Annotated in this window: 15 protein-coding genes; all 15 read right to left on the bottom strand. The window is 38.3% G+C overall.

The annotated features are described in order from the left end of the window. Nucleotides 1–70 precede the first annotated feature (70 nt). Complete coding sequence (gpmM, locus tag ITG09_01485; protein UPR52372.1) at nt 71–1,603, bottom strand: 2,3-bisphosphoglycerate-independent phosphoglycerate mutase; 1,533 nt, start codon at nt 1,601–1,603, stop codon at nt 71–73. Between the two features lie 334 nt (nt 1,604–1,937). After that, nucleotides 1,938–3,878 carry a polysaccharide biosynthesis protein gene (locus ITG09_01480; protein ID UPR52371.1) on the bottom strand — a complete coding sequence of 647 codons (1,941 nt, stop codon included), beginning with the start codon at nt 3,876–3,878 and terminating at the stop codon, nt 1,938–1,940. Between the two features lie 364 nt (nt 3,879–4,242). Next, nucleotides 4,243–5,418, bottom strand: a complete 1,176-nt coding sequence (locus ITG09_01475) for a DegT/DnrJ/EryC1/StrS aminotransferase family protein (GenBank protein UPR52370.1) — start codon at nt 5,416–5,418, stop codon at nt 4,243–4,245. Nucleotides 5,419–5,442: 24 nt separating this feature from the next. Beyond that, the gene (locus ITG09_01470) at nt 5,443–6,069 is read right to left on the bottom strand and encodes an acetyltransferase (GenBank protein UPR52369.1); all 627 of its coding nucleotides are present in this window, start codon (nt 6,067–6,069) and stop codon (nt 5,443–5,445) included. Beyond that, nucleotides 6,066–6,677, bottom strand: coding sequence for a sugar transferase (locus tag ITG09_01465; GenBank protein ID UPR52368.1), 612 nt, complete (start codon nt 6,675–6,677; stop codon nt 6,066–6,068). Before ITG09_01465 ends, ITG09_01470 begins: the two co-directional genes overlap by 4 nt. Further along, nucleotides 6,661–7,788: a glycosyltransferase family 4 protein gene (locus ITG09_01460; GenBank protein ID UPR52367.1), complete on the bottom strand. Its 1,128-nt coding sequence runs from the start codon at nt 7,786–7,788 to the stop codon at nt 6,661–6,663. Before ITG09_01460 ends, ITG09_01465 begins: the two co-directional genes overlap by 17 nt. 2 nt (nt 7,789–7,790) lie before the next feature. Continuing rightward, a complete protein-coding gene (gene asnB / locus ITG09_01455; protein ID UPR52366.1) occupies nt 7,791–9,725 on the bottom strand; it encodes an asparagine synthase (glutamine-hydrolyzing) in 1,935 nt (644 codons plus the stop codon). Between the two features lie 2 nt (nt 9,726–9,727). Further along, entirely contained in the window at nt 9,728–10,876 is a 1,149-nt protein-coding gene (locus ITG09_01450; protein ID UPR52365.1) for an O-antigen ligase family protein, read from the bottom strand. Then, nucleotides 10,873–11,733 carry a glycosyltransferase family 2 protein gene (locus tag ITG09_01445; GenBank protein ID UPR52364.1) on the bottom strand — a complete coding sequence of 287 codons (861 nt, stop codon included), beginning with the start codon at nt 11,731–11,733 and terminating at the stop codon, nt 10,873–10,875. Before ITG09_01445 ends, ITG09_01450 begins: the two co-directional genes overlap by 4 nt. Next, a complete protein-coding gene (locus tag ITG09_01440; GenBank protein ID UPR52363.1) occupies nt 11,730–12,374 on the bottom strand; it encodes a CatB-related O-acetyltransferase in 645 nt (214 codons plus the stop codon). Before ITG09_01440 ends, ITG09_01445 begins: the two co-directional genes overlap by 4 nt. Further along, nucleotides 12,353–13,681, bottom strand: a complete 1,329-nt coding sequence (locus ITG09_01435) for a phenylacetate--CoA ligase family protein (protein UPR52362.1) — start codon at nt 13,679–13,681, stop codon at nt 12,353–12,355. Before ITG09_01435 ends, ITG09_01440 begins: the two co-directional genes overlap by 22 nt. Further along, nucleotides 13,681–14,718, bottom strand: coding sequence for an alanine racemase (locus ITG09_01430; GenBank protein UPR52361.1), 1,038 nt, complete (start codon nt 14,716–14,718; stop codon nt 13,681–13,683). Before ITG09_01430 ends, ITG09_01435 begins: the two co-directional genes overlap by 1 nt. Next, nucleotides 14,718–15,215: an acyltransferase gene (locus ITG09_01425; GenBank protein UPR52360.1), complete on the bottom strand. Its 498-nt coding sequence runs from the start codon at nt 15,213–15,215 to the stop codon at nt 14,718–14,720. Before ITG09_01425 ends, ITG09_01430 begins: the two co-directional genes overlap by 1 nt. Beyond that, complete coding sequence (locus ITG09_01420) at nt 15,208–16,443, bottom strand: oligosaccharide flippase family protein (GenBank protein ID UPR52359.1); 1,236 nt, start codon at nt 16,441–16,443, stop codon at nt 15,208–15,210. The genes ITG09_01425 and ITG09_01420 overlap by 8 nt, the downstream gene beginning before the upstream one ends. Continuing rightward, nucleotides 16,430–17,449, bottom strand: coding sequence for a Vi polysaccharide biosynthesis UDP-N-acetylglucosaminuronic acid C-4 epimerase TviC (gene tviC, locus ITG09_01415; GenBank protein UPR52358.1), 1,020 nt, complete (start codon nt 17,447–17,449; stop codon nt 16,430–16,432). The genes ITG09_01420 and tviC overlap by 14 nt, the downstream gene beginning before the upstream one ends.

Here is a 17,449-nt window from a genome sequence, read left to right as displayed (position 1 = left end):
TCAAATTCCAGATACAAAAAAACGGCTACACTCGCGTGCAGCCGTTTTTGTATTCGATGAAAGTTAAAAGCTATTTAACGATCACATCACCTGACATTTCAGCCGGGATTGCAATACCAGACAAAGAAAGCATCGTTGGTGCAAGGTCAGACAGCTTACCGCCTTCTTTGAACTCAACGTCTTTGTTGCCAACGTAGATAAGTGGCACTGGTAGGTTAGTGTGCGCTGTGTGGATGCCGCCCGTTTCTGGGTTTACCATCATTTCCGCGTTACCGTGGTCTGCAGTGATAAGCAGTTGGCCATCGGCTTCTTTGATTGCTTCAACCACTTTGCCAAGACATTCGTCTAGCGACTCTACCGCTTTAACCGCTGCATCGTAAACGCCAGTGTGGCCAACCATGTCACAGTTAGGGAAGTTACAAACGATAGCGTCGTATTTGCCGCCTCTGATTGCTGCAACCAACTTTTCAGTTAGCTCTGGTGCGCTCATTTCTGGCTGTAGGTCGTAAGTCGCTACTTTTGGAGAAGCAACAAGCTGACGCTCTTCGCCTTCAAACTCGTCTTCTTTACCGCCGTTGAAGAAGAACGTCACGTGCGCGTATTTCTCTGTTTCAGAGATACGTAGCTGCGTTTTGCCTTCTTTCGATAGCCATTCACCGTAAGTGTTCTCTAGAGAAGCCGGTGGGAATGCACAAAGCAGTGGAATGTCTGCTGCGTATTGAGTCAGCATCACAAAGTCGATTGCTGGGAATACGCTACGCTCAAAACCGTCGAAGTTGGGTACGAATGCACGAGTGATTTCACGCGCACGGTCAGCACGGTAGTTCATGAAGATAACCGCATCGCCATCAACGATAGCCGCAGACTCTTCGCCTTCCGCTTTGATTTCCGTCGCTTTAACGAACTCATCGTTTTCGTCACGAGCGTAAGCCGCTTCTAGGCCAGCAACCGCCGTATCGAATGTGAATTCACCTTTCGCTTGAGTAAGCAGGTCGTAAGACTCTTGAACGCGATCCCAGTTGTTATCACGGTCCATTGCGTAGTAACGACCAATAAGAGAAGCAACACGGCCTTTACCTAGCTTAGCGAACAACTCTTGGAAGCGTGCTAGTGTGTTTTCTGCGCTACGTGGCGGCGTATCACGGCCGTCTAGGAATGCGTGTAGGTAGATTTTCTCTGCGCCACGTTCTGCTGCCATTTCAACGGCTGCGTAGATGTGATCTTCGTGAGAGTGAACGCCACCTGGAGACATAAGGCCCATGATGTGAACCGCTTTCTCCGCTTTTACTGCTTTATCGATAGCATTCACGAGTGTTTCAGTTTGACCGAATTCACCGTCTGCGATTGATTTAGTAATACGCGTTAAATCTTGGTATACCACGCGACCCGCACCGATGTTGGTGTGACCCACTTCAGAGTTACCCATTTGACCATCTGGTAGGCCTACATCTAAGCCAGAAGCCGAGATTAGCGTGTTAGGTTGGTTAGCAATAAGACCGTCTAATACGGGTGTATTAGCGTTCGCGATAGCGTTGTCTTGGTTGTCTTCACGGTAACCGTAACCGTCAAGGATCACTAGAGCCATTGGCTTCTTAGCTGACATAGGACTGACCTCGTTCAATTCAAAATAAATCGGTATAAAAACAAATTAGCGTAATTTTACTACAGTTTACAGTCAAAACTGTAGTGGAAGATCAAGAAAGGGCGCAGGTAGGATGATCGAATATGAAAAAGAACGTCATTTTGTGTTTAGCTGACTGTTCTAATCACTTAGAAGATTAAGTACTCGCTACGTATTCAACACAACCAAAAAGAGCCCCGTAATCACATTACGAGGCTCTCTATTAGCTATTTACTTTCACCGTTATCATCGGTTTTCACCGCTATCATCCGCTTTCGCTAAGAAGCATTGGCTTCGCACTAAGCATTAGCTTTTACTAAATATGAGTTGCATTTGGCGCTTCTTGCATTTGGCTCGCATTCCAAACCAAATCACCAATCCCATCCGTTGGTGAAAATCCGGTCGGCGCATCAAGAAGTAGCTGACGAATAGCTTCATGTTCTAGGTTATGGCAAGCAAAGTCTAAGGATTCAAGTAGCGTGTCATACTCATCAATCGGCAAGAACACCTCTTGTGCGGTCATGATTCGTTCGTGAGCTGTACGTGCGACATTATCGCCAATCAATAGCTCTTCATACAGTTTTTCTCCCGGACGCAAGCCTGAGAATTTGATTTCAATATCGCCGTGCTGATTCTCTTCGTTCTTCACAGAAAGACCAGAAAGCTTAATCAGGTTTTCCGCGAGATCGGTAATTTTTACTGATTCGCCCATATCAAGCACAAACACATCACCGCCCTTACCCATTGCGCCCGCTTGAATCACCAATTGCGCAGCTTCAGGGATGGTCATAAAGAAGCGGGTGATATCTGGGTGAGTGACCGTTAGAGGGCCGCCGGCTTTAATTTGCTTCTTAAACAATGGAATAACGGAACCCGAAGAACCCAATACGTTACCAAAGCGCACCATGCAAAAACGAGTGCCATTCTCTTTTTGGTTTTCTTGCTGAGCTAAAGCTTGTAGGCCTAGTTCCGCCATACGCTTAGTCGTGCCCATCACATTGGTTGGGCGTACTGCTTTGTCTGTTGAAATAAGGACAAAAGACTCAACGCCTGCGTCAATAGCAGCCTTAGCTGTATAATAAGTGCCGTACACATTGTTGCGTACTCCTTCGACTACATTGTACTCAACCAACGGAACATGTTTGTAAGCGGCCGCGTGATAAACCGTTTGTACGCCAAAAGACTTCATTGAGGTTAACAAACGATGCGAGCGTTGCACTGAACCTAATAAAGGAACAATTTCCACATCATACCCTTTAGTCTCTTTGACTAAAGAGAGCTCACGGTCTACTTGATACAAGCCAAATTCAGAGACTTCAAACAGCACTAAAGTTTTAGGCTGTTGTTTTAAAATTTGACGACACAGTTCAGATCCAATAGAGCCGCCGGCACCAGTCACCATTACGACTTTACCTTTGATGTTAGCTTCCATCAAAACTTGCTGAGGCGCAACCGCATCTCGACCTAACAAATCTTCAATCGGTACATCGCTCAATTCATCAATTTTCGCTTTGCCTGAGACAATATCGGCCATATCAGGCACCGTCTGAATTTCGACAGGAAGCGGGGCTAGTAAATCTAAAACTTGCTTACGGCGAGCGCGAGAGGCACTAGGGATCGCCAGTAATATTTTAGAAATATCATGTTTATCGATCAAAGCTTGGGTTTTGTCTAAACCAACAACCGGTAACCCTAAGATCATCGTGTTAGTGAGGGTGCTATCGTCGTCAATAAACGCACGAATACGATAGTTTTCAGAGGCACGAAGTGCAACTGCAAGTTGTCGACCACCAGAGCCTGCACCATAAATCAACACTTCTTGACGAGAGTCTTTCGAAGGTGAAGTAGTGGCAACAAGGTTACGAACCACTAAACGAGAGCCGCCGCACAACAAAGCTAAATAAGCACAGTAAATAATGGGCACAGTACGAGGAATTGGCTCGTGCAAGTAATAGGCAAATAACGCCAAGGAGACTGCAGACAATAGTGCGCCGGCCGTTACTACAAACAGCGCCTGAAAGGTAAGGTACCTAAGCACTGCGCGATAGAGCCCAATTTTTGTGAAAATAGCCACCGTTGTTATTACTGTTAAGCCTATCAGTAATAAATTGTCACCATCAGTCAAAAATTGAAAATCACCTAGCCTTGTCCACAACGCAATATGCAGAGCAAGTACAATAAGCAAGGTATCAATAGAAACACTGATAACCCGCTTTTTAAAACGAGAAAGGTGCCATATGAAGTTTAGACGTTGCATAAAGTTATTCTTATTTATTGGTATTTAGTAAACCACAAAGACTGCATGAGTGGGATGTGTTGAACATGATTTAAATTCGCAAAGAGAGCTTGCAAAAGACAACTCGAACATTGAATTCGCGCTTTAATTTGTTATTGATATAAATACCCCAATAGTTCGACAACGTTAATCTATTGGGGTGTCTATAGCTTATTAAGAAAGGAGCTTAAGCTAACGAGCATCTCATATATTGAACACTTAAGCCAATAAGCCAATAAGCCAATAAGCCAATAAGCCAATAAGCCAATAAGCCAATAAGCCAATAAGCCAATAATAATGAGACCAAAGATGCTGAAAGAAAAAGCTCTTTTACTGGTGAGGTTAATTAAGCTTGTGCTTCAAGTAAAACCGCTCGCAGCACTTCCGCCGTTTTCTCAATCTCGCTCTGCGTTAAGGTTGGGTGCACTAAAAACATTAAGCTGGTTTCACCTAACTCAACTGCGTTCTTTAATGGTGTTTCTGGCCTGAAGCTTGTGCCATCAAATGCTTTTTCTAGATAAACCTCAGAACAACTGCCTTGGTATGCAGGCACACCTCGCTCAACAATCGCATCAACAATTTTATCACGAGTCCAACCTGCTTTTAGATGCTCAGGGCGGATAAACATATAATGCTTATATTCTGCATGTTCAACGTATTTTGGAATATTCACACTTCGAACAATGGGAAGGTCAGCAATAGCTGCTTCAATCACAGCTGCGTTTATTTGACGCTTTTGCGTCCACTCAGCCATGCGTTGAATTTGGATACGCCCAATAACCGCTTGCATTTCTGTCATGCGCCAATTGGTACCAAAGCTATCATGTAGCCAACGAAAACCCGGTGCGTGCTCGCGGTTATAAATGGCGTCGTAGCTTTTACCATGATCTTTATAAGACCACATAAACGACCATAGTTCTTTGTCGTTAGTCGTTACCATTCCACCTTCGCCACCTGTGGTCATGATCTTGTCTTGGCAGAAAGACCAAGCACCAATATGACCAATCGTACCGACACTGCGACCTTTATATTTCGCACCATGCGCCTGAGCACAATCTTCGATTACCTTGAAGCCATGCTGTTCAGAAAGCGCCATAATTGCATCCATCTCGGCAGGCATGCCTGCAAGGTGAACAACAATCACAACTTTGGTTTTTGGCGTAAGTACCGCTTGTATCGATTCAGCGGTAATGTTTTGACTGTTCAGATCCACATCCGCAAAAACAGGCGCCGCACCAGCCGTTACAATTGACGAAGCCGATGCTAAGAAAGTACGAGATGTGGTGATCACTTCATCACCCTGACCAACTCCGAACGCTTTCAGTGCAACATCTAACGCTAGAGTACCGTTACCCAGAGCCACTGCATATTCACAGCCAACCCAAGCCGCAAACTCTTTTTCGAATTCACGACCTTCTTGACCCGTCCAATAGTTAACTTTATTTGAAAGTACAACCTTACTTACGGCATCCGCTTCTTCTTGAGTAAACGAAGGCCATGGGGAAAATGATGTATTAAGCACGATTCACCTAATCAGTTTTAATTTTTATGATTTGATAAGCTCATGAGCCGGAGAGCCCACGACGATTTGATAATTTGGAACATTATTGATAACCGTTGAACCTGCGCCAACGACGGTATCACATCCTATAACAACAAGTTGTTTAACTTGGCTTCCGATTCCGATCCAAGTATTTTTGCCAACTTCGACGCCACCCGCCAAGTTTACACCAGGGCTAATGTGGACACCTTCAGCGAGCTTGCAGTCATGATCGACAGTGGAGCCTGTATTAATAATGCAGCTCACGCCAATATGACTAAAAGGATTAACGACCGCATTCGCCATAACAACCGAACCGATACCAATATTAGCGTACTTACTTATTACAGCTTTGGGGTGAGCAAGTACACCAAAGTTCGCTCCCGCAGAAGTCAATTCACGCTGTTTGGAACAGCGAGTCGCATTGTGACCAATCGCGACAACAACAAGATCATACTCTTTCACGGTAGAGGTAAGCGTACTTGTATCACCAGACACCGACCAGTGTTCAACGGATTTTAAGCTTGGCCAACGATCATCAAAAAATACAATATTGTGATAACCATTAAGTTCAGCTATCTCGGCGATTACTTTTCCATGCCCACTTGCCCCTAAAATGGCGCAGCTCTTCATGATTGGTTATTACCTTGATGCGGTGAACCTGTAAAAGGTTCGATGGTAACGTGCCCATCTGCTGATATGCCCTCTTTAACGAAGACTTTTTTTACCGTTAAGAAAAGAATTTTAATATCTAGCCAAAGGGTTCTGTTGTCCACATACCAAACGTCTAATGCGAACTTCTCTTCCCAACTGATTGCATTGCGCCCGTTAATTTGCGCCCATCCCGTTATCCCAGGACGAACGTCATGGCGGCGAGCTTGCTCTTTATTATAAAGAGGGAGATATTGCACCAATAAAGGACGAGGGCCCACTAAACTCATGTCCCCCTTCAAAACATTCCAAAGGCCTGGCAACTCATCTAGGCTACTTGAACGTAACTTGTCACCAAATGGTGTCATACGTTCATCGTCTGGTAGCGGATTACCTTGTTGATCCACTGCATCTTTCATACTGCGAAACTTGACCATTTTAAATGACTTTCCGTTCAACCCAGGGCGAGATTGACGAAATAAAACGGGAGAGCCAAGGCTTTTACGGATCTTCCAAGCCACTAAAGCAATAACAGGGGCTAACAAGAAAAGTGCAATAAGAGACGTAAGAAAATCAAACAGTCTTTTCATCGGAAAGCCCCACAATTTTTAAGATTTCAGCATTCACTTTATTAACATCGAACTTCTCGTTTGCCATAGTGTGACTTTTCTCGCCCATCACTGACCATTGTTCTTGGTTTTCAATAAACCAAATCATGCGCTCAGCGAGTTGCTCTACGTTTGCCTTTTCGACTAGCCAACCATTCTCACCATCGACAACAGTTTCACGACAACCAGGAACATCCGTGGTTAGAATTGGCCGCCCCATAGCCATTGCCTCTAATACTGTACGAGGCATTCCTTCGTGATAAGAAGGCAAAACGTAGATCGAGCAATTTTTAATAAAGGGCCGCACATCTGTTGTTGCACCACTGTACTCAATAGCACCAGAAGAGACCCATTTGTTGACCTCATCCAAGTTGATACCATCAGGAGATGGATCTTCCGGGCCCACCAACTCAAAGACAGCTTCAGAGTACTGTTGTTTAACTATCTCTGCTGCCTTTGCGTATTCGCGAATACCTTTATCCCCAAGTAATCGAGCAATAAGTAAAAAGTGAGGCTTTGCAGGCAAAGGAGAAATTTGGTAATGGCTAAGATCGACGCCTGAGCCATTGACGAGAAAACACTTCTCTTGAGGTACGATTCCTTCGTCGATAAACACTTGCATGTTATCTCGGTTTTGAAAGATGACACCTTTTGCCCCTTTCAATGCCAAGCTGTATAAGTGTTTAACAAGGATATTGAGTATACTTTTTGCTACTCCACCTTTTTGAAATGCATACCCCAACCCAGTAACGAGAGCATAAAAACAAGAGTCATTAGTAAACCGAGAAGCTATCCCCCCCCAAATAACAGGCTTAACCGTGTATGCCAAAATAATATTTGCATTGTTAAGTCTGAAATTTTTTATGAGAGAGAGCAGAGTAACAAAGTCACGTATCGGGTTGAGACCACTACGAACTACAGGGTAATCAAAGTAGCCTTCAACTTTGGATTCAATCGCTTTAATCTCTTTCGGACTCGCTCCTGATGCCATAGCAAATACCGAAACATTCTTCTTACTAGCTAAAATATCTAGCAGTTCACCTCTAAAGTTAATAAGAGACTGAGGAAGCGTCCCAACAACCATAATATTCATTATTATTCTTCCCCAACATAAAGGTTCTCATCCAACCAAGCTTGAAACATGAGAATACACCAAAGTTTCTGCGTATGATTAAAATTACCAGATAAATGTTCTTTCCAAATTTTAGTTACTTCTGGCTCATTAAAATAACCTTCGCTTTGTAATCTGTCAGGTGACAACAAACCTGAAGCCCAGTTTTTTAACCCATATCTTAGCCAACTGTCTAAGGGAATACCAAAACCCATTTTCGGTCTTTCAATAAGCTCTTTTGGTACATGTTTATATAAAATATCTCTCAATGGAGACTTTGTCACTCCATTTTTCAATTTATACTCAAGGGGGAGCGACCATGCATACTCTATTATAGAGTGGTCTAAAAGAGGTACTCTAGTTTCTAGAGAATTCGCCATTGAAGCTCTATCTACCTTAACAAGAATATCATCACTCATATAAGTAATCATATCTAAAGCCATCATATACTCTGTTGGAGATAAACTAGAACTCAATTCATTATTCAAAGCCAAACTAGCAGGTTCGTTAGAATTGATTACAATCTTTTCAGGCTCACTCCACTGAGACACTAACGATAAGTAAAGTTCTTTATGGTCTTTTGCTACCATAGAATCAGAAGCTTTATGAAGCTTATCACCAATCAATCGCATCTTCTTATGGCGAGGAAGAATATAATTAACATTATTTAATACTTCTGGGGAATTTATCTTGATTAACTTAGAAACTATACTTCTAATAAATAATGGACACTTTACCAACATTGGCCATTGGGTCTGAGCAAGTTTATGTCGATTATAACCAGCAAATAGCTCATCACCGCCATCACCTGACAAAACAACCGTCACATACTCTTTAGCCATCTTCGATACTAGATAGGTTGGGATCTGTGAAGAATCAGCAAAAGGCTCATCATATATACAGGCTAACTCTTTGATAACAGCCATAGCATCATCGTCGTTTAGGTAAAGCTCTGTATGTTCCGTTCCCAAATGCTTAGAAATAGCTTTTGCGTGCTCTGCTTCATTATAAGCTTCGTTATGGAACCCTATTGTAAAAGTTTTAACTGGAGTGGCTAGTTGTTTTTGCATTAGAGCAACTACAAGTGAAGAGTCTATGCCACCTGACAAAAAAGCTCCAAAAGGTACATCTGAAATAGTTTGGGAGCGAATAGACTCAGAGATTAAACTTTCTAATTCTTTTACAGCAGACTCATATGTGCCTTTATAGGTATTCTTGACACCAGACTCTACAACATACGAAGGGTCCCAATAAGAATATTCAGAAACTACCAAGTCCCGACCAACCTCTATGATTGTTCCAGGCACCATCTTAAATACATCATTGTAAATAGTAAAAGGGACAGGAATGTAGTTATACCTTAGATATAGTGATAAAGAATCCCTATTAACTACTTTCTTAAAATGAGGAAAACTGTTAAAAGCTTTAAGTTCAGATGAAAATACGAATGAGTTATTGAAAGAACCATAATATAAAGGTTTTTCACCGACTCTATCTCTGGTTAAAAATAGCTTTTTCTCAACAAAATCCCAAAGTGCGATTGCAAACATACCTTTTAGTTTTTTAATCGTATCTTGGAATCCCCACATTTCAATACATGCTAGGATTGTCTCTGTATCTGAATGTCCCTTCCAAAATATATTTCCCAACTCAGCCCGAAGAGCTAAGTGATTATAAATTTCACCATTGAAAATTAAAGAATATCGATTTGACTCAGACATCATTGGCTGATGACCAGCGGCAGAAAGATCTTGTATGGCAAGACGTCTATGGCCTAAAGCAATATTAGTAGCGTCGCATTCACCAACCCAAATACCACCACTATCCGGACCACGATGGATCAAAGTATCATTCATTTTTGAGATGATAGATCTTGATTCCAAAAGATCAGATGTAATAAAACCAGAAATACCACACATAACTACTTAGCCCTAATGAAAAATGGAACACTTAATATTACCCAAGTAAATGGAAATCTTAAAATATAGTGAAAGACACCAAAAACCAACAATGAAAAAAGAGAGAATATAAGATAGATGTAATTCTCTCTCTTTAACTTAGAAATATTATAAAAAATCAGTATTGCCATCATTAATATTCCCAGAAAACCAAAACTGTTACCAAAATCTATATAAGAATTATGTGCTTCATGACCTTGAATGGGATAATCTAATCCTGACCATGCACCTGGCCCTAAACCAAATATAGGAGATTCTAGCATAGCTTCAAATCCATGCCTCCAAAGTGTAAACCTGACACTACCCTGGCCATTTTCTTCGCTCATACCAATCAAACCATTTAATACACGGCCAAATACGATTGAAGATGCTAAAGAAATAAAGATAAGGCAGAAAAATGAAACTGATTTTCTTAAAATACCAACAGGCTTTAACAGATTCAATAAAACTTGGTATCCTATAAAGAGTAATAAAAAAGTTGAAAAGGATAATAGAAATGCATCGCTAATAGATAGAAAACCAAGAACTACTGACAAAAATGACAAAAGTAAAGAAATTAACTTTTCTTTCCTAGTCGATGTGGAAATAAAGTGATAAATTGATATATATAAAGAAAATATTGAGTATAGCGCTAACTGATTAGGGTTATGTGATAAACCTGAGTATCTAATGACAAATAAATCACTTACGCCACCTTTCAATACTGGATACAAAAATATCAGAAAAAAAGTAGCGATGAAGGAAAACCTGACAGTTACTCTCAAGACCTCATTAAGTCCAAAAATTTTGCAAAGATTCGAAAAAGTAATAACAACCAAAAAGCAAAATAAAAAAGCAAAATAGTCGTGATAGCTTTTCCCTATATATGATATACCAGATAACTCTGCAAAAAATAAAGTAACTGTTAACAATGATATAAAGATCAACCAATAAGTATCTAAGAGTCTATGCCCCGACAGAATTAATAATTTTTTACCTTTTAAAATTATTAATAAAACGAGAGATAAAAAAATTGAAACCTCAGAAACTCCTAACACGTTAAAAGCACGTAATGAAGTAAAACTCAAAGTACAAAAAGATAGACCAAATAAGTATAAGCAGAGTTTTATCACATTAAAAACCTAATTCTTAACCTGTCTAATGAAGCTAAAGTATAACCAATAAAATGAAACCCCGATTTATTTTTTGAATGAGCTTCAAATCTCTTTAAGTTTAAATACGATGTTAGTTTTTTCTTTGAAGACTTTGATTTCTTCATTGCTAATTCATAGAATCTACATGCTGATTCGGCGCTATTCACTCGGTGCTTTATATTATTTTTAGATATTCCTTCATCTTGATACTCCACAATACTAAATACTTCGTCAATAAATAGAGTTTTATACTCAGAACCCATAAGTAACCAAGAGTACTCTGGAGCTTGATATTTTTCCCCAGCAAACAGGTTATATTTATAATTTTTATGTATATCAGTTCTAATACATTCCCATTTGTCACCCTTGAGCGATACATTAAATCGATCAACATATGAATCTAAACTACCTAAATAGTCTGTGTACTTTTCTCCAACAACACATCCATCTTGGTAAGACTTGAGGCAAGATATTGCACAATAATCATTGGGGTTATCAAGCTTTGACCAATGTTGGTAAAAGGAATCAAGTGCATTAGAGGTACACCAATCATCACTATCAAATACTAAGAAGAAAAATCCTGAAGCCATATCTAAGCCTAGATTTACAGCGTTAACCTTACCGCCATTTTCAATCTTCTTGTACTTTATATTTAAAGATCCTTCACTTATGTACTGGTTAACAAGCGACTCTGTATCATCGACAGAGCCATCATCAATAATTATCCATTCAAAGTCTTTAAACGTCTGAGCGCATAATGATTCATATACTCGGTTTATAAGGTGGCGTCTATTAAAGGTAGGGGTAAACACCGAAAAAACAGGTGAATTCATCATAATTCCTCCAGAAAAAATTCTTTCATTTCTAATATTTCTTTCTTATTTTTATTCCACCACTCCATTTTTTGAAGATCGCTTATTCTTTCTTCTGAGAAACGATATTTTATTATCTTAGCTGGGTTTCCAGCAACAACCGCGTAAGGAGGAACATTTTTATTAACAAGAGAGTTAGCTGCTATTACAGATCCATTCCCAATATCAACACCTGATAGAATAGTGCATGAACTCCCAATCCAAACGTCATGACCTATAACTATATCCCCTTTAGACTCTAAGTCATCGATAACTGAGCCTCCAAATATATTTTGAGACATATAATATGATGAAGGCCTTCTGATTTTATGAGCATAGTCAATAATTAAAACATTGTTTGCAATTGAGCAAAAATTTCCTATTTTTATTTTTCCCAATTTTGAAAAGATATTAGTATTATCTCCATAAATTGAAGTATATTTGCCAATTATAACATTACCTTGAATAGAGCATCTGTACAGTTTGCAATTTTCACCTAATGAAACATCATTTCCTATTGAAGATTCCTTCAAATAAACTGTCGAAAAAAACTTATATTTCAAGTACCCTAATTTCATTTTAGTTTTATTGAAGATTAGTTTAATTATAGCTTTGATATGATCCATCTATGTTTTCCTGAAGGGGTTAATGGGATTTCATTAACATATAAAAACGTCAAATCAACATTTTCAGATACCAATCTACAAAAACCTTCTTTTATTTCTTTTTCAATTATTTCAATTTCTGCCAACTCAAAAACAACAAGTTTTATTTCAAATTCAAAGTAACCCACTTGAATTATTTGATATTTTACAATACCTTCTATAAATACCATTATATGAGTAAATGCTTGACCGTGTATGACTTTACCTCCGTCACATTTAATGGTGTCATGGGCTCTACCCTTTAATCCAACTAGCACTCTGGTCTTCTGAACGTTCCCAATAAAACCAATACTTTCTGCTAAGTCCGCTGTTCTATACCTTATTAATGGAGAGTTGAGGTTATTTAACTGTGTTACAACAATTTCGTTACCAAGTTTAGAGCTAACAAGTTCTAATAAAACATCTTCATCACTAATATGTAAATTTCCACAAGGTGCTTCATAAGCTATATCACATACCTCACTTAGCCCGTAGGTATTTGCAACGTGACAACCAAAAGCTTTTTCAATTTCCACTTTTTGCCAATCAAAAAGCTGCTCACATGCAGAGTGAACTACTTTGATGTTATCAAATCTTAAATCGTTTGAATTCATGAACTTAGCAAAAATATATAACGAAGATGCCATACCACGTACGTAGTCGGGGTCAAATTTGACTATATCTTCATAATACTTTTGCATGTTTTTTGAAGAAAGATCATAATTTGAAATAAACATTCTATTCATTAGTCTATCTCTAGTAATATTTATGAACTTCTTAACAAGGTCCTTTTTATTTCTGACAACATATCCAGGGCTTCCCCAAAAAATAACATGCTTGGCACCAAATTCTGTTCCAAACCACTTTAATGCTCTCATTATTGAAGTTTGGCTACCAGAATCAGTGGCTTTGTCGGTAGCAAAATAGAGGGGTTCACCTGTGGAACCACCAGTGCGGTGCCAAGATAGATCATTCTGTTTGGCTTTTCTTGAAATAAAGCTTTGAGTGTCCTTTTGAATATCTTCTTTCGTTGTAAAGTAACTAATTTGATAAAATTCATCTAAACTTTTTAGATCTCTTGGATCAAAACCAATTTCATCAAAACTCTTTCTATAATGTGGCACATTGTCGTAAGCATTAATTAGAACATTCCTGAGCTTTGATAATTGAAGTTCTTCAATTTGATCACTTGTCATAGAGTATGTCTGTTCTTTTTCTATGGAAAATTTATTTATATCTCTACCAATCAATCTCCAATAAACTTTCCTTACTGAACTAACAAGACTCATTACAACACCACCTCACGACTTATATTTTGAGTAAACTTTACAAGAATTTCGTAGTAATCTATATTTTTTAGCTTAGATAACGAAATAAAATCTTCTGCAACAATAATATATTCTTCACTTCCCTCAACAGAAAAACTATCCATGGACATAGCACCTAGCATTTGATTACCATTAGGTAAATAGTACATTTCTTGCTCTTTAATTTTTGGGAACCCTGAACCGTAACCTAGATCATAGTTAGAAACCATCATTGAACGATTACATTTGTAACCAGACACCCCGTACCCAATACGATTACTAGGCTCTATAAAGCGAGTTGAAATGCGCTTGCTTTCTAGAGACATTACAGGTTTTAATAAATCACCATTAAAAACTGTAGAATAAGAGTAGCCATATAAACCAAGCCCAATTCTATAAATGTCATAATAGGTAGTATCATGGCTTTTTCCATGGTGGAGTAATATCGTTGAATCAGAATTACATATGTGAAATCTAATACTATTATCAACATCATGCAATTCAAAAAGCATGGACTTAAAATCGTCGAAAGATTTTTTTTGCTTTATTAGATGTACTTCATCTTCGTTAGCAGATGCAAAATGAGAAAAGAACCCTTTTACTGAAAAATTCACCAATAGATTAGATAGAAATTCGTAAGAAAAATCCTCAATCTTTATCCCATTTCTTGACATCCCAGTATCAACTTTTACTTCAATACTTATGCCTTTTTCAACCGAATCAAGATTTTTAATTTCATTTATTGAATAAATGACTCTTTCATCATTAATATCATATGATTCGGGATACAATATTAAAACTGAGTCAAAATCATACTGAAGAACTACTTGAGCTTCTTTTTCATTTTTTACAGAACAATGTCTAATACCAAAATAGGAAACCAGTTGTGCTACTTCCTCAATTCCATGACCATATGCATTATCTTTGAGAACAGCACATATTCTACTCTTACCAACAAGTTCAGAAAAGAAATCTATATTATTTTTAAGATAGCTAGCATTTAGCATTAGCTTTGCCATCATATTTCCTTTATTTTCTTAGCAGGAACACCGCCATAAAGACTATTATCAGGGATATCTTTGTTCGCAACGCTACAAGCAGCTAAAAGGCTGCCTTTTCCAACAGTTACTCCTCTAGTAACGACTGAATGAGATGCTATCCAAGAACCTTTCCCTAATTTAATTGGTTCTCTAACTGCGTTACCAAATCTAAATGAGTTATCTTTTTTAGTATGATCACCAGTTATTATTATACTATATGGACCAAGCATAACTTCATCTTCAATTGTCACATTACAAGACGCCATTACCCAAGCTCCTGAAGACAAAAATACATCATTGCCAAAAGAAATATTATGGCAATTATATAGTCTTACATCTTTAGTTATTTGTAAATTTTTCCCACAAGATCGAAAACAACTTTTAGTCAAAAGGCCACGTAACTTTAAAGTTGGAGTAATTTCAGGGAAAATATTTGTAAACAGCATTACAGTTCTAAATATAAAATCATTAACCATTACTTTTTCCTTTATATATAAATAATGTCCATAGAACTATTGTAGAAATTAAATATGAAGAAGCACTCGAGATGGAGGCACCAATAAGTCCATAATATGGTGTCAAGATAAGGTTCAATATTATGTTGCATAAAAAACCTCCCCCTATACTACTTGTTACATATTGTGGGTGACCATTTCCTAAAAAGTATGCTATTGTCAATGCATTACCGCCAGAAACAACCAAACCCAATACTATGATGTAAAATGAAGGTAAAGCAGAAAGAGCCCAATCATCAAAAACAACAGGTATGATGTAAGGTACCACTAGCGAAGACAGAAATATTATCAAAAAGTTAGCTATAAAAACTATAAGTGAATTTTTAATAATAATTTGATGGCTATCTTTCTTATCAATTTTTGACAAGAAAGGCTCAAAAACAAAAATTATAGAAGTATTAATTACTCTGAAAATTTCCGCAAACTTAACCGCAATAACATAAACACCAAGAAGTTCACTTCCTAAAAAATGGTTTACTATTATTTGGTCAAAGCGATAATTTAATATTTGGCATCCATTCCCCAATTGACTTTTTACTCCAAATGATATTATCTCTTTAATTTCTGGCTTAGATATTTTGAATTTAATTACTCCCTTAAACCTCGAGAAATTTTTGATAGTATAATAAGATATTGTACATATATAGGATAACGTAACACATTCGTTTAAAAGCTTTATATCTTTATCAAAGAAAACTAAAAAGCCAACCGTAGAAAATATTAGAAGTTCAATAAGTATCAAAGAATTATTAGCTTGTTTTAATTCCCCCATAGCCCGACTAATATTTACAAAATGAAAACTAGCTACCATCAGAGGAGGAAGTAACATTAAATGAGGGCTATTATATATATCTATCGGGACTGAGATCATGTCGAACATTCCTAATGTCATTAAGTACCACAGCGTAATCTGTAATAATGACAACATTAGAAATAGCACAACTTGTGAACTAATAACCGTACTAACATTACATTTTCTAGAGTTTATCATATACGAATATGAGTGTGATAAACCTAGATCAGTTAATATCGTAAATATTAAAGGGACCGTTCTTACTAATGCAAAAAAAGCCACGCCCTCACTACCATAAAACCAAGATATCAAAGCTAATGTAGCGGCATTAAAAATTGTAATACCGAACTTATAAAATACAGTACTAACAACTTTTATCAATTCAGTTTTTATCATAATAATATTTTACTGCTTTACCCATCCCTTCTTTGATATCAATTTTATTGGTATAACCTAGTTTTTCTTCAGATTTTTTCGTACATGCTTGAGAATGTCGAACATCCCCTGATCGAAAACTACGGTAAATAGGATCAGTATTAATTTCCACACCATTTACATTCAAAGCATTTTTAATAGCATTGAACAGGTCGTTTAGTGTTGTTCTATCCCCCACAGCGACATTACAGACCTCATCTTTTACGTTATCTTCTGCTGTCGCTGCCAATATGTTCATTTGTACAACGTTATCGATGTAACAGAAATCTCGGCTTGTCTCACCATCACCATTGATATAAACAGCTTCGCCATTGATCATGGCAGCGGTCCATTTTGGAATTACCGCAGCATAAGCGCCATTTGGATCTTGGCGAGGGCCAAACACGTTAAAGTAACGTAGGCCAATTGATTTAAATCCATAAGTACGAGCAAACACATTCGCATAAAGTTCATTTACGTACTTGGTCACTGCGTAAGGAGATAGTGGGTTACCGATATTTTCTTCAACCTTAGGCAACGCTGGGTGGTCGCCATAAGTCGAGCTACTCGCCGCATAGGTAAAACTTTTTACTTGCTCTTCTTTTGCAGCAGTGAGCATGTTAAGAAAACCCGTGATATTCGCTGCATTAGTAGTAATAGGATCAGCAATAGAACGGGGCACGCTGCCCAACGCTGCTTGGTGCAATATATAATCAACCCCTTTAACGGCATCCTGACAGGCTTCATAATTACGAATGTCACCTTCTATGAAGGTAAAATTATCCCACTGGCTAACCTCAACTAAACCTTTTACTTCATCTAGGTTACGCTGATGGCCGGTTGCAAAGTTATCTAAGCCAACCACTTTTTGGTTTAGTTTTAATAACGTTTCTAGAAGGTTGGAGCCAATAAAGCCGGCAACACCGGTTACTAACCAGGTTTTGGGAGCGGCAACAAGTTCGCTTTTGATTTGTTCGAATTTAGTCAT

This window comes from Vibrio cyclitrophicus (assembly GCA_023206055.1).
Classification (GTDB): domain Bacteria; phylum Pseudomonadota; class Gammaproteobacteria; order Enterobacterales; family Vibrionaceae; genus Vibrio; species Vibrio cyclitrophicus_A.
This window is presented reverse-complemented; position numbering and strand designations above follow the sequence as displayed.